This window comes from Jannaschia maritima (assembly GCF_030973515.1).
In the GTDB taxonomy this organism is placed as follows: domain Bacteria; phylum Pseudomonadota; class Alphaproteobacteria; order Rhodobacterales; family Rhodobacteraceae; genus Jannaschia; species Jannaschia maritima.
This window is the reverse complement of record NZ_JARGZA010000005.1, coordinates 13,127-26,935: the sequence shown is the minus strand read 5'-3', so window position 1 is coordinate 26,935 and position 13,809 is coordinate 13,127. Positions and strand designations below refer to the sequence as shown.

At 71.2% G+C, this 13,809-nt stretch carries 12 protein-coding genes; 11 read left to right on the top strand and 1 reads right to left on the bottom strand.

The features are described 5' to 3' along the window. Window positions 1-14: 14 nt before the first annotated feature. From P0084_RS05670 to P0084_RS05650, 5 genes are all read left to right on the top strand, one after another. Window positions 15-1,049, top strand: coding sequence for a zinc ABC transporter substrate-binding protein (locus tag P0084_RS05670; RefSeq protein WP_308915849.1), 1,035 nt, complete (start codon window positions 15-17; stop codon window positions 1,047-1,049). An 84-nt stretch (window positions 1,050-1,133) separates the two neighbouring features. Next, entirely contained in the window at window positions 1,134-1,928 is a 795-nt protein-coding gene (locus tag P0084_RS05665; protein WP_308915848.1) for an exodeoxyribonuclease III, read from the top strand. A gap of 64 nt (window positions 1,929-1,992) precedes the next feature. After that, window positions 1,993-2,910: a co-chaperone YbbN gene (locus P0084_RS05660; protein ID WP_308915847.1), complete on the top strand. Its 918-nt coding sequence runs from the start codon at window positions 1,993-1,995 to the stop codon at window positions 2,908-2,910. 27 nt (window positions 2,911-2,937) lie between these two features. After that, the gene (locus P0084_RS05655) at window positions 2,938-3,582 is read left to right on the top strand and encodes an LON peptidase substrate-binding domain-containing protein (protein WP_308915846.1); all 645 of its coding nucleotides are present in this window, start codon (window positions 2,938-2,940) and stop codon (window positions 3,580-3,582) included. Window positions 3,583-3,587: 5 nt separating this feature from the next. Next, a complete protein-coding gene (locus P0084_RS05650; RefSeq protein ID WP_308916081.1) occupies window positions 3,588-3,809 on the top strand; it encodes a Trm112 family protein in 222 nt (73 codons plus the stop codon). A gap of 68 nt (window positions 3,810-3,877) precedes the next feature. Here P0084_RS05650 and P0084_RS05645 read toward each other — a convergent pair whose 3' ends face one another. Then, window positions 3,878-5,098, bottom strand: coding sequence for an FAD-dependent oxidoreductase (locus tag P0084_RS05645; RefSeq protein ID WP_308915845.1), 1,221 nt, complete (start codon window positions 5,096-5,098; stop codon window positions 3,878-3,880). 83 nt (window positions 5,099-5,181) lie between these two features. On the opposite strand from P0084_RS05645, the gene P0084_RS05640 reads away from it, so the two are divergent. The 6 genes from P0084_RS05640 to P0084_RS05615 all read left to right on the top strand — a co-directional run bounded on the left by P0084_RS05640 (window position 5,182) and on the right by P0084_RS05615 (window position 13,791). Next, window positions 5,182-6,507 (top strand): amidase, encoded by a 1,326-nt coding sequence (locus P0084_RS05640; RefSeq protein WP_308915844.1) that lies wholly within the window; start codon window positions 5,182-5,184, stop codon window positions 6,505-6,507. A 114-nt stretch (window positions 6,508-6,621) separates the two neighbouring features. Beyond that, window positions 6,622-7,818: an aminotransferase class I/II-fold pyridoxal phosphate-dependent enzyme gene (locus P0084_RS05635; protein ID WP_308916080.1), complete on the top strand. Its 1,197-nt coding sequence runs from the start codon at window positions 6,622-6,624 to the stop codon at window positions 7,816-7,818. An 11-nt stretch (window positions 7,819-7,829) separates the two neighbouring features. Next, window positions 7,830-10,598 (top strand): FtsK/SpoIIIE family DNA translocase, encoded by a 2,769-nt coding sequence (locus P0084_RS05630; protein ID WP_308915843.1) that lies wholly within the window; start codon window positions 7,830-7,832, stop codon window positions 10,596-10,598. A 116-nt stretch (window positions 10,599-10,714) separates the two neighbouring features. Beyond that, on the top strand, window positions 10,715-11,479 hold the full coding sequence (locus P0084_RS05625; protein ID WP_308915842.1) for a VPLPA-CTERM sorting domain-containing protein: 765 nt from the start codon (window positions 10,715-10,717) through the stop codon (window positions 11,477-11,479). Between the two features lie 174 nt (window positions 11,480-11,653). Continuing rightward, complete coding sequence (locus P0084_RS05620) at window positions 11,654-12,250, top strand: LolA family protein (RefSeq protein WP_308915841.1); 597 nt, start codon at window positions 11,654-11,656, stop codon at window positions 12,248-12,250. A gap of 80 nt (window positions 12,251-12,330) precedes the next feature. Beyond that, complete coding sequence (locus P0084_RS05615; RefSeq protein ID WP_308915840.1) at window positions 12,331-13,791, top strand: hypothetical protein; 1,461 nt, start codon at window positions 12,331-12,333, stop codon at window positions 13,789-13,791. The last annotated feature ends 18 nt before the right edge of the window (window positions 13,792-13,809 follow it).

Below are 13,809 nucleotides of genomic sequence, written 5' to 3'. Positions count from 1 at the left end.
TAACACATGGTGTCATGTTATACCATAACGTTCTCCCCGCCTTCGCCGCGAGCGTGCTCGCCACCGCAGCCTTCGCCGACGCGCCGCGCGTCGTGACCGATATCGGGCCGATCCATGGCTTGGTCGCCGGCGTGATGGACGGGGTGGGCGAGCCGTTCAACGTCCTTCCCGTAGGCGCCGATCCCCACGACCACGCGCTGCGCCCTTCGGAGGGGCGCGCGCTCCAGGACGCGCAGGTCGTGTTCCGTACCGGCTCCGCGATGGCGCCTTGGCTCGACCGCCCGTTGGAGAACCTGGCCGGCGGGGCCACCGTCGTCTCGCTGCTGGAGGTGGAGGGCATCGACCTGATCGAACGGTCCGAGGAAGGCGATCACGACGATCACGCGGAGCACGACGAACATGCCGCGGACGATCATGCGCACGACCATGCCGAACACGATCACGACGACCACGACCATGCCGAGGAGGCCGCGGCGGATCACGAGGATCACGAGGATCACGACGGGCACGATCACGCCCACGACCATGGCGGCATCGACCCCCATGCCTGGCTGGACCCCGCCATCGCGACGACCTGGGTCGGCACCATCGCCGCGACCCTGTCCGACGTCGATCCGGCCAACGCGCAAGCCTACCGCGCCAACGCGGACGCGCTGATCGCGGACATCGCCGCGGCCCGCGACGAGGTCGCGGCGATGCTGGCGGACGTGCCGTCCCGGACCTATCTGGCCGGGCACGACGCGTATGGCTATCTCGACCGCACGTTCGGGCTGGAACCGCTGGGCGCCGTCACCGACGTCCACGGCGAGGCGCCGACCCCGGGCCATCTCAGCGATCTGCTGGAGCGTGCCCGCGCCGCGGACCTGCGCTGCGTCCTGCGCGAGCCTGGCGAGACGGGCGCTCTGGACACAGTGATCGACGGCCTGTCGCCGACCGTGGTCGAGTTGGACGCCGCCGGCAGCGCGTTGGAGCCCGGGCCCGGCTTCTATCCCGCGCTGCTGCGCCACGTCGGGTCCACCTTCGCGGGTTGCCTGGGCGCGACCGGCTGACGGATCGGGGCCGGCGGCGGGCGTCGTGGACTCCGCCGCCGGGGCATGGCACGCCGTCGGGGCCCCGCAGACCAGGACGACGCCATGCCCTTTACCCTCGCGACGTGGAACATTAACTCCGTCCGCCTGCGCGAAGGGCTGGTCGCCCGCCTGCTGGCGGAGGAGGAGCCCGACGTCCTGTGCCTGCAGGAATGCAAGTCGCCGGTCGACAAGATCCCCACCGCGCCGTTCGCGGCGCTGGGCTATCCCCACATGGTCGCGCGGGGGCAGAAGGGCTATAACGGCGTGGCGATCCTGTCGCGCCATCCCCTGACCGATGCGGGGTCGGTGGACCACGCCGCCCTGGGCCATGCCCGCCACGTCGCGGCGCGGCTGCCGGGGGGCGTGACGGTCCACAACTGCTACGTGCCCGCGGGCGGCGACGTGGCGGACCGGGACGCGAACCCGAAGTTCGGTCAGAAGCTCGACTACATGACGTCCTTGCGCGACGCGTTCCACGCCGACCGGCCGGAACGCGCGATCCTGGTGGGCGACCTGAACATCGCCCCGCGCGAGGACGACGTCTGGTCGCACAAGCAACTTCTGAAGGTCGTCAGCCACACGCCGGTCGAGGTCGAGCACTTCGCCCAGGCCCAGGATGCGGGCGGATGGGTGGACGTGACGCGCCAGGACATCCCCGACGGGCGGCTGTATTCCTGGTGGTCGTACCGGTCGCCCGACTGGGACAGGGCCGACAAGGGCCGCCGCCTGGATCACGTCTGGGCGAGCGCGGACATCGGCGCCGCCGCCCATGGGTCCCGCGTCCTGCGCGCGGTGCGGGGATGGGACAAGCCGTCCGACCACGCGCCCGTCTTCGCCTCCTTCGACCTGGATCCCTGACCGGCTTGTTCGCAGGCGGCTGCCGGCCTATCTGCCGCACCTGACATTCCGCCAGGAGGCACCCATGCTCGAATTCGGCCAGCCCCAGCAGGACGTGACCCCGCCCGCCGACCTGGTGACCGACGTCACCGAGGCGACGTTCATGGCCGAGGTGGTCGAGGCGTCGATGACCGTGCCCGTCATCGTCGACTTCTGGGCGCCGTGGTGCGGCCCCTGCAAGACGCTCGGCCCGCAACTGGAAGCCGCCGTCACCGCGCAGAAGGGCCGCGTCCGCATGGCGAAGGTCGACGTGGACGGCGCGCAGCAGATCGCGGCGCAGTTGCGGATCCAGTCGATCCCGACCGTCTATGCGTTCTGGCAGGGCCAGCCGGTCGACGGGTTCCAGGGCGCTGTCAGCCAATCGGAGGTGACCGCCTTCGTCGAGCGCGCCGCCGCATTGGGCGGGGAGGCCGACGACGGGCTGGCGGATGCCGTCACGGCCGCGGAGGAGATGCTGGAGCAGGGCGCCGCCGTGGACGCCGCGCAGACCTTCGCCGCCATCCTGGGCGAGGCGCCCGACCACGCGGGCGCCTTCGGCGGCCTGGTCCGGTCCCACATCGCCCTGGGCGAGATCGACCGCGCCCAGGCCGTGCTGGACGGCGTGCCCGCCGCCATCGCCACCGCCCCGGAGGTCGAAGCCGCGCGCGCCCAGATCGAACTGGCGCGCCAGGCGGCCAATGCCGGTCCCGTGGCCGAACTGCGGACCGCGGTGGACGCGAACCCCGACGACCACGGCGCACGGATGGAACTGGCCCAGGCGCTGCAGGCTGCCGGCGAGACGGAGGAGGCGGTCGATCAGTTGCTCGAACTGTTCCGCCGCGACCGCGAATGGAACGACGGCGCAGCCCGCACGCAACTGTTCACGATCTTCGACGCCCTGAAGCCCCAGGACCCCATCGTGCTGAAGGGCCGCAGGCGTCTGTCGTCCATGATCTTTGCCTGACCGGCCGTCAGGGCTACCTGACACGTCATGATCCGAGTGACCGACCTGCCGGACACGATCCCGGTCTTCCCCCTGCCGGGCGCGCTGCTTCTGCCGCGGGCCCGTCTGCCCCTGCACATCTTCGAGCCGCGCTATCTGCAGATGATCGAGGATTGCCTGAAGACGCCGCAGCGTCTGATCGGCATGGTCCAGCCGCGTGCCAAGCCCCGCAAGGACGGGCGCGCGTTGAACACGATCGGCTGCGCGGGACGGCTGACGCAGTTCTCCGAAACGGAGGACGGGCGCTACATGGTGACCCTGTCGGGCGTCAGCCGCTATCGCATCACGTCGGAGGTGGAAGGCTTCGCGCCCTATCTGAAGGCGGAGGTCGACTGGACCGGGTTCGAGCGCGACACCGGCAAGGCGGAGGTGGACGAGGGCTTCGACCGACCCGCATTCCTGGACCTGCTGCGCCGCTACTTCGAGGCTCAGAGCCTGTCGACCGACTGGGAAAGCCTGGAGGACGCGGAGGAGGAGCTGCTGGTCAACTCGCTGGCCATGCTGTGCCCGTTCGAATCCGAGGAGAAGCAGGCCCTCTTGGAAGCCCCCTCGCTCGCCACCCGGCGCGAGACGCTGGTGACCTTGATGGAGTTCGGTCTGCGATCCGGCGACGCGGAGGACATCGTTCAGTGACCGAGATCGAGACCGAGGCTGGGGCCGAGACTGCGTCCGACCACGCCGCGCCCAAGCCGCAACACGACCGCCGCATGTTGGAGGCGCTGGTCTGCCCGCAGACGGGCGGGATCCTGGCCTACGACGCGGACCGTCAGGAGCTGGTGTCGAAGTCCGCAGGGCTGGCCTATCCGATCCGGGGGGGCATCCCGATCATGCTGATCGACGAGGCGCGCAAGCTGGACTGATCCGGGCGCGGCGGCGGGTCGGGGGCGATGGGCGGACGAGTTGACAGCCGACAACTTTCGGTTGCAGATCAGTTAATCGTCAACCTTCGGCCCTGCATCAGGTCCGGCAGATCCCCCGTCAGTCCCGCCGCCTCGCGGACGAACCGCCTCTTCAGCCCGGGCATCGCGTCGACGGCGCCCATGCCCAGCCGCCGGGCCAAGCGCAGCACCGGGTCGTCGTTGCTGAACAGCCGGTTCACCGCGTCCGTGGCCGCCCCCATCTGCGCCGCGTCGAACCGGCGCCACCGGGCATAGCCCGCGAGCACGTCCGCCCGCCCGATGTCCTGCCCCCGCCGCCGGGCGTCCCGCAGGACCTGCGCCAGCGCGGCGGCGTCCTTGAATCCCAGGTTCAGGCCCTGCCCCGCGATGGGGTGGATGCCGTGGCCCGCATCGCCCACGAGGGCCACCCGCTCCGCCGTCAGATCGGCGGCGAGGTTCAGCGAAAGGGGATAGGTGCCGCGCCCGCCCGTCAGCGCGATGTCGCCCAGAAAGCTGCCGAAGCGCGGGCGCAGGACGTCGAGGTATGCCGCATCGTCCAGGGCCTGGACGGCCGCCGCCGTTTCCGCGTCCTCGGTCCAAACCAGGCTGGACCGGTCGCCCGTCAGGGGCAGGATGGCCAGGGGGCCCGCGGGCAGGAACAATTGGTGCGCGATGCCGCCATGGGGCCGGTCGTGTTTCACCGCGCAGGTCAGCGCCGTCTGGCCGTAATCCTTCCGCACGACCCGCAGGCCCGCGCGCGCGGCCACGTCGCTGCCGCGCCCGTCGCACCCGACCAGCAGCCGTCCCACCAAGGTGTCGCCGCCCGCCAGCGTCACCGTCGCGGCCCCCGACAGGTCTTGGTCCAAGACCGTCTGGCCGAAGCGCATCTCGATCCGGTCGGCGGCGTCGCAGGCGTCCAGAAGCGCGCGGCGCAGGTGCCGGTCCTCCACCATCTGGCCCATGAAGGGGGCGTCGATCGCCTCGGCCCGGAACGACAGGTGCAGGGGCGACGCGCCTTCGCCCACGCGCCCGTCGGACGCCTTGATGCCGGTGATCGGGCACGGATCGGCGACCCGGTCCCACAGATCCAGCGCCTGCAGCATCCGCACGCTGGACAGGGCCAGCGCATAGGCCCGCCCGTCGAAGTCGCGGCCCCGCGCCGGGGGATCGGCTGCGTCGACCACGACGCAGCGCAGCCCCGCCTGCGCCAGGGCAAGCGCGGTGAGGGGGCCCGACAGCCCCCCGCCGACGATGACGACGTCCGCATCCATGGCCTTCGATCTACGCGGTCCACGGCGGTTGTCCATCGCGCGCGTCGGGCATAGCGTCGCGGCGACCGGCAGCGGGGGCTTCGATGCGGGATTGGCTTTGGATGGGTGCGGGCGCGTTGGGCCGCGGGATCGGCGCGGGCGACATCGACCCGGAGGCGCTGTGCGACGCCTTCCTGTCGGCCATCGAGGCGGCCCCGCAGGCGCCCGACGTCTATGCCCGTGCGACCTCCGACCGCGCGCAGGCCGAGGCCGCGGCGGCGGCGTTGCGCGCGCGGGACGGGACCCGGCGGCACCCGCTGGACGGCGTGCCAGTCAGCTGGAAGGACCTGTTCGACAGCGCGGGCACCGCGACGGAGGCCGGGTCCGCCCTGCTGGCGGGGCGCGTCCCGCAGGACGATTGCGCCGTGCTGGCCTGCGCGACCGCACAGGGCGCCGTCTGCCTGGGCAAGACGCACATGTCCGAACTGGCGTTCAGCGGCCTGGGGCTGAACCCCGTCACCGCGACGCCGCCCAACCGTCACGACCCCGCGCTGGTGGCTGGCGGCTCGTCCTCGGGCGCTGCGGCATCGCTGTCCTTCGGTCTGGCGCCGCTCGCGATCGGGTCGGACACCGGCGGATCGGTGCGCACGCCCGCCGCGTGGAACGACCTGGTGGGGCTGAAGACGACGTCGGGCCGCCTGCCGTTGGACGGCGTCGTGCCGCTGGCGCTGTCCTTCGACACGGTCGGGCCGCTGGCGCGCAGCGTGGAGGACGCGGCCCTGGCCCTGTCGCTGCTGGACGGGTCGCGCCCCGTCGACCTGGACGGCGCCACGTTGGAGGGCGCGCGCGTCCTGGCCCTGGCCCCCTTCGCCGACGATGCGGCGGACGCCCCGCGCGGGGCATTCGAGCACGCGGAGGGGCGGTTGCGGGACGCCGGCGCGTCCGTGACGCGGGGGGCGCTGGACTGCGTGGACGCGGCGATGGCGTTGGCCGCGCCGGTCTTCTCGCCGGAGGCCTATGGATTGTGGCGCGACGTGATCGAAGGCGACCCCGACGCGATGTTCCCGCCCATCCTGGCGCGTTTCCGGTCGGGCGCGGCGTTCAGCGGACCGGACGTCTGGGCCGCCTGGGCCGAGCTGCGCGCCCTGCGGGCGACGTATGCGCGCGCCACGGCGGGTTACGACGCGGTGATCGTGCCGACCGTCTGCACCCTGCCGCCCGACCGGGAGCGTCTGTTGTCGGACGACGGCTATTACGTCGAGCAGAACCTGGCCGCGCTGCGCAACACACGGATCGGCAACCTGATGGGCCTGTGCGGGCTGACGCTGCCCACGGGCGTGCCGTCCTGCGGGATCATGGCGCTGGGCCATGCGGGGCAGGACGACCGCCTGCTGCGGCTGGGCGCGGCGATGGAGGCGGCGCTGGCCTGAAAGACACACACCGCCCCCGGCGTGGCCGCCGCGCTGGACCGGGGCGGGACCGACGCGGTAGCGTTGGCGGATGACGGGGCCGTCAGAGCACCCGCAGGCGACGAGGCATTGGCAATGAACGCACCGCAGCGGTTCTCCGGGCTGCCGGATTATGCATTTCCGCGTCTGCGGACGCTGCTGGCCGATGTGGCGCCGGGCGCGGACGATCCCGTGCAGATGACCATCGGCGACCCCCGGCACGCGCCGCCCGACTTCGTCGGACCGATCATCGCGGCGAACGCCGACCGGTTCATGTCCTATCCCGTGAACGACGGCATCCCCGAACTGCTGGAGGCTTGCGCGGACTGGGTGGGTCGCCGCTACGGCGTCGATCTGGACCCCGAAGCGAACCTGATGGCGCTGAACGGCACGCGCGAGGGGCTGTACAACGCGGCGATGGCGCTGTGTCCGGAATCGAAGAACCGCCGCGTGCCGGTCGTGCTGACGCCGAACCCGTTCTATCAAGTCTATGCCGTGGCGTCCCTGTCGGTGGGGGCGGAGCCGGTCTACGTTGACGCGACCGAAGCCTCGGGCCACCTGCCGGATTACGCGGCGCTGCCCGCCGACGTGCTGGACCGCACCGCCATCGCCTATGTCTGCTCGCCCGCCAACCCGCAGGGCGCGGTGGCGACGATGGCGTATTGGACCGACCTCCTGGCCCTGGCCGAACGCCACGACTTCACGATCTTCGCAGACGAATGCTATGCCGAGATCCATCGCGGCACCCCGCCCCCGGGCATCCTGGAGGCGGTGGCACGGGCGGGCGCGGATCCCGACCGGGTGGTTGCGTTCCATTCGCTGTCCAAGCGCTCGAACCTGGCGGGCCTGCGGTCGGGCTTCGTGGCGTCGGGCGCGGGCAACATCTCGCGGATCCGGCAGCTGCGCGCCTATGCCGGCGCGCCCCTGCCGACGCCGTTGCAGATGGCCGCGGCGAAGGTCTGGGACGACGACGCCCACGTGGAGGTGAACCGCGCGCTCTACGACGCGAAGTTCGCGGACGCGGCGGCAATCCTGGACGGCGTGCCGGGCGTGACCATGCCGCCCGCGGGGTTCTTCCTGTGGCTGCCCGTCCCGGCGGGCGTGGGCACGGGCGAGGACGCGACGGTGAAGGCGTGGTCGGAGGCCGGGGTGATGGTCCTGCCGGGCGCGTACCTGGCGCGCGACGGCGGCGCGGGCAATCCGGGCGAACGGTTCGTGCGGGCGGCGCTGGTCGCCCCGCGCGAGGACACGGCGCGGGGGCTGACCCGCCTGCGCGACTGCATCTACGGTTGAGGAAACGATCCATGGCCTATCAAGCCCGCAGCCGCGACCCCCTGCTGGACGAGCAGACGCAGATCGCCCTGGCCCGCCGGACCCGCGAGGGGGCGGGCGTCGCGATGGCGCTGGCGGGCCTGCTCCTGGGGCTGGCACTGGCGTCCTACGATGCGGGCGATCCGTCGTGGCTGGTCGCGACCGACGCAGCGCCGCGCAACTGGCTGGGCGTGGCGGGGGCGGCCCTGGCCGCGCCGGTGATGCTGGTCGTCGGCTATGGCGGGCTGGCCATGGCGCTGGGGCTGATCGTGTGGGGTTGGCGCTTCGCGTTCCACCAGGGGTCGGAGCGCGCCCTGCCGCGGGCGCTGTTCGTCGCGGCCTGGGTGCCGGTCTGCGCGCTCTATGCCGCATCGCTGGTGCCGGGGGCGGGTTGGGGGCACGCCTTCGGGCTGGGCGGCCTTCTGGGCGACACCGCGATGGGGGCGCTGCTGTCGCTGCTGCCGCTGACGGCCGGCGCGGGCCTGAAGGTGGTTGCCCTGCTGGTGGCGCTGGGCGCGCTGGCGATGGGCGGCTGGGTCCTGGGCGTCACCCGTTGGGAAGTGACGCGCGCCGGCGTGTTCCTCCTGTCGGGTCTGGGCACGGTCGCGGCCCTGTCGCGCCGGATGGGCGGCGCGGCTGGCCGGGGGTTGGGGACGGGCGGCGCGCGATTGGGACGCGGCGCCACCGCCGCGTGGCGGGCCCGGCGACGCGACGGCGTCGCACGGGGGGACATGTCCGACGACGCGGTCCTGGAGGACGTCGCGATCGAGGATGCGACCGACGCCGATCCGGACGATGCGCCGAGGGGCGGCCTGCTGTCGTTCCTGTCCCGCACCACCGCCGACGGTCCGGACGCGCCGCGGGCGGAGCCGCCGGTGTCGGACGGCGACGACCGCGTGCGGTCGCGCATCAACAAGGCCGTGCGCAGCCGCGTCCGCCGCGCGCACCTGTCCGCACGCCGCACCCCCGCACCGGAGGCGTCGCCGTCGGACGACGGTCCGGCCCCCGTCTTCACCCGGTCGCAGCCCGTCCTGACCCGGGGCGCCGCGCCGGCGGTCGAGGTCGCGCCGGACGACGCGGAACCGCCGACCCCCGCCCCGATGCCGACCCCCGCCCCGATGCCGACCCCCGCCCCGAATCTGACGCCGCGCGCCGCCGCCATGCATCCGCCTGCGGAAGCGCCCGCGCCGTCCCGGCGGGCGGAGGCGGAGAACCGGCCGTCCCCTTTGCCCGAACCGACGGATGACGGGTTCGAGTTGCCGCCCCTGTCGCTGCTGTCGGACCCCGCGGACGTCGAGCGGCACGTCCTGTCCGACGACGCCCTGGAGGCGAACGCCCGCACGCTGGAATCCGTGCTCGACGACTATGGCGTGAAGGGCGAGATCGTGTCCGTCCGCCCCGGTCCCGTCGTCACCATGTACGAGCTGGAACCCGCGCCGGGCCTGAAGGCGTCCCGCGTGATCGGCTTGGCGGACGACATCGCGCGCAGCATGTCGGCTCTGTCCGCCCGCGTCAGCACCGTGCCGGGGCGGTCGGTCATCGGGATCGAGTTGCCCAACGAACGACGCGAGAAGGTCGTCCTGCGCGAGATCCTGTCGGCCCGCGACTTCGGCGACAGCCAGATGAAGCTGGCCCTGGCGCTGGGCAAGGACATCGGCGGGGCGCCCGTCGTCGCGGATCTGGCCAAGATGCCCCACCTGCTGATCGCGGGCACCACGGGGTCGGGCAAGTCGGTGGCGATCAACACGATGATCCTGTCGATGCTGTATCGCCTGACGCCGGCGCAGTGCCGGATGATCATGATCGACCCCAAGATGCTGGAACTGTCGGTCTACGACGGGATCCCGCACCTTCTGTCGCCCGTCGTCACCGATCCCAAGAAGGCGGTCGTCGCGCTGAAATGGGTCGTGGCCGAGATGGAGGAGCGCTATCGCAAGATGTCGCGGATGGGCGTGCGCAACATCGAAGGCTACAACGGGCGGGCGCAGGACCTGCTGTACCGCGGAGAGATGATATCGCGCACGGTCCAGACCGGCTTCGACGAGGAGACGGGGGACCCCGTCTTCGAGACCGAGGAGACGACCCCCGAGACGCTGCCCTACATCGTCGTGGTGGTGGACGAGATGGCCGACCTGATGATGGTCGCCGGCAAGGAGATCGAGGCCTGCATCCAGCGCCTGGCGCAGATGGCGCGGGCATCGGGCATCCACCTGGTCATGGCCACCCAGCGCCCGTCGGTGGACGTCATCACCGGGACGATCAAGGCGAACTTCCCCACGCGGATCAGCTTCCACGTGACCAGCAAGATCGACAGCCGCACGATCCTGGGCGAGATGGGCGCGGAACAGTTGCTGGGCATGGGCGACATGCTGTTCATGGCGGGCGGGTCCAAGATTACGCGCGTCCACGGCCCGTTCTGTTCGGACGAGGAGGTGGAGGACATCGTAAACCACCTGAAGTCCTTCGGCCCACCCGAATACGCCAGCAGCGTGCTGGATGGCCCCGACGAGGACAGGACGTCCGACATCGACGCCGTCCTGGGCCTGACGGGCGGCAACACGGGGGGCGAGGACGCGCTCTACGACCAGGCGGTCGCCATCGTGGCGAAGGATCGGAAGTGCTCGACCAGCTACATCCAGCGCAAGCTGGCCATCGGCTACAACAAGGCCGCGCGCCTGGTCGAGCAGATGGAGGACGAGGGCGTCGTCACCCCGGCCAACCACGTCGGCAAGCGCGAGATCCTGGTCCCGGAGGTCGGCTGACGCGCACGGTTCCGTTTGACTCGGTCATGTTTCGGCGAGATTATGCCGAACTGGAAATATCGAAGCCGCGCATCCTCCGGGGGAGGGGCGGGCATCCTTTCGCAAATGGGGCTTGCATGATGAACATTCTGACCAGGGTATCCCGAACCGCCGCACTCGCGGCAGCGGCGCTGATGGCCGGCACGCTGTCGGCCGCGGCGCTTTCGGTCTCGATCGTCGCGTCGGGGATCGCCACGAACGACGACGGCGACGGGATCAATCCCGGCTTCCTGACCCAGTTCGGCCCGAACACGCCCGCCGGCGCGACTTGGCTCGACTCGGATGGCGGGAACGACGCCCCCGCCGTGCTGCAGGACTTCAACCTGCGCGGATCGCACCTGTCCCCGTTCCGCGGCACCGGGTTGAACGACACGCGCGGCTATTTCGCGGTTGGTCCGACCTTGGACGGTGGGACCAGCACGCAGGGAGGGCGTTCGAACGCGACGCTCCTCTTCGGCGCGGGGGGCGTGTCGACGATCGACATCCTGTGGGCCTCCATCGACGATTGGAACGAGTTGTTCGTCGACGTCGCGGGCGGATCGTCTCAGACGATCGAAGGCAGCGACCTGCGGCGGTCGTTCCAGTCCGATCCCGCCGCGAACGTGAAGAACGGCACGTTCTCGGCCATCGTGCGCCTGGACGCGGCGGAGGGCGAGGCGATCGCCGGACTTACCTTCGGGTCCAACTTCGGCACGCGCTTCGAGCGCAACGCCTTCGAGTTCGCGCTGGCGGAGGATCTGCGGGTTTCCGACATTCCGGTGCCCGCGGCCGGCATCCTTCTGCTGGGCGCGTTGGGCGGCCTGGGCGCGATGGCCCGGCGCAAGGCGGCGCGTGCCGCCTGACGCCGGCGTCACGTCGGATGTCCCCGGGGGCCTGCCGCATCCGCGGCGGGCCCCTTTCGTTCGGAGGCCGGCATCTGCCTGACCGCGCGTCGTCATCGGATAACGCTGGGCCATCGCCCCCGGGCGCCCCATATCGGCCTGGACCGAAACGCCAACGACCCCGGAGCCCGATCCATGCGACGCCTGCTTCCCGCCCTGATGATGGCCCTGACGGCCCTGCCCGCGCAGGCGGAGATCTCCGTCTCCGCGATCAGCCGCTATCTGAACGACCTGTCCGCCGTGCGGGCCGAGTTCACCCAGATCAACGCGGACGGCAGCATCTCGACCGGCGATCTGGCGATCCACCGTCCGGGGCGGGCGCGCTTCGACTACGACCCGCCGAACGCCGGGCTGGTCGTCGCGGGCGGCGGGCAGGTGGCGGTGTTCGATCCCGTGTCCAACACCGCGCCGGAACAGTACCCGCTGTCGCAGACCCCCCTGAACCTGATCCTGCAGAGCAACGTGAACCTGGGGCGCTCGGGCACGGTGACGCGTCATTCCGGCGACGCCACGCAGACCGCCATCCGGCTGCAGGATCCGGCGAACCCGCAATACGGCAGCATCGAGCTGGTCTTCACGCCGAACCCCGTCACCCTGCGCCAATGGATCATCACCGACGATTCCGGTCAGCAGACGACCGTGGTGCTGGGCGACATGGCCGTCGGCTCGACCTTGGGCTCGGGCGCCTTCAGCATTCCCGCCGAGATGCAGCGCCGCGGCCTGCGCGACTGATCGCCCCCTCCGGTTGACCCCGCTCCGTCCCTGCGAGACATGGGGCGGAGTTTTCCCGTCACCCCCTTGCGAGGTCGGCCATGTTCAGAACCTTCGGTGCCCTAACCGTCGCGACCCTGGTCGCGATGCCCGCCCATGCGCTGACCGCGCCCGAGTTGTGGGCCGATTGGCAGGACGTCGCCGAACGCATCGGCGGCACGTTGACCGCGACGGAGGATTACGCCGACGGCACGCTGACGTTGGACGACACCACTTGGGCCATGACGATCATGGGGGTGGAGAACGTGTCGAACTATGGCTCCGTCCAACTGGTCGAGCGGGACGACGGGTCCGTCGAGGTCGTGGTGCCGGCCGAGGTGTCGATCGCCAGCAGCGGCACGATCGAGGGCGAGACGTTCGAGACGACCGACACGATCACGCATGTCGGCCTGTCCCTGGTCGCTCGCGAGGAGGGGGGCGAGCGCGTCTACGACTACACGGCCGAGGAGATCGCGTACGTGGTCCAGGATCCCAGCGGCGGGACCGAGGAAGGGTTTCCCACCCTCACGATGACGTTCACGGACTATGCGTCCACCTATCGGTCCGGCATCGGCGGGGATTCGGACGCCTTCGCCCAGGACATGACGCTGGCGAACCTGCGGTTTGCGCTGGACGATGCCGCGGCCGACGGGGACGCCACGTTCACCTACGACATGGAGTCCGTGGCGGGCGACGTCACCGGACGCTATCCGGATGCCCCGCCCAAGGAGGGATCGTCGATGTTCGGAAGCGGGTTCGCCTTCGCCGCCACGCTGACGCACGAGGGCACGACCCTCGACCTGGACGCGCAATCCCCGGAGGGCGCGATGGTCTTGCGGGGTGGTGCGGCGTCTGGCCGGTGGGACGTCGGCCTGGACGGGGACGTGATCCGCTACGACATCGGCTCGCAGGATGCGACGCTGTCCGTGCAGCCCCCCGGAATGCCGATGGCCTTCGACGTCGCCATGGCGTCCGCCCGATCCGCGTTCTCGTTCCCGATGGGTCAAACGGAGGAGGCCGCGCCGTTCGGCCTGACCGTCGATTACCAGGATCTGACGCTCGGCGACGCGGTGTGGTCCATGTTCGACCCCACGGGTCAGCTGCCGCGCGATCCCGCCACCCTGACCCTCGATCTGTCGGGCACGGCGAACATCCTCGTCGACGTCTTCGGCGATCCGGAGGCGATGATCGGCATGACCGAGCCCCCCGTCCTGCCCGAAACGCTGGATCTCTCCACGCTGCTCGTCCGCTTCGGCGGGGCCGAGCTTCGGGGCGACGGGTCGGTCGAGTTTCCAGCCGGGCAGTTCCCCTTCCCCGTGGGTCGGGTGGACTTGGCGCTCGACGGCGGTATGACGCTTCTCGACCGGCTGGTGGCGATGGGGCTGGTGCCGCCCGCGCAGGCCACCGGCATCCGCGCGATGTCGGGCGTCGTCATGCGCAGCGTCGGCGAGGACATGATGGAATCGACCATCGAGTTCACGCCCGGCGGCGGCATCACCGCGAACGGTCTGCCGCTGCAGTGACCGCGCGATACCGACGGG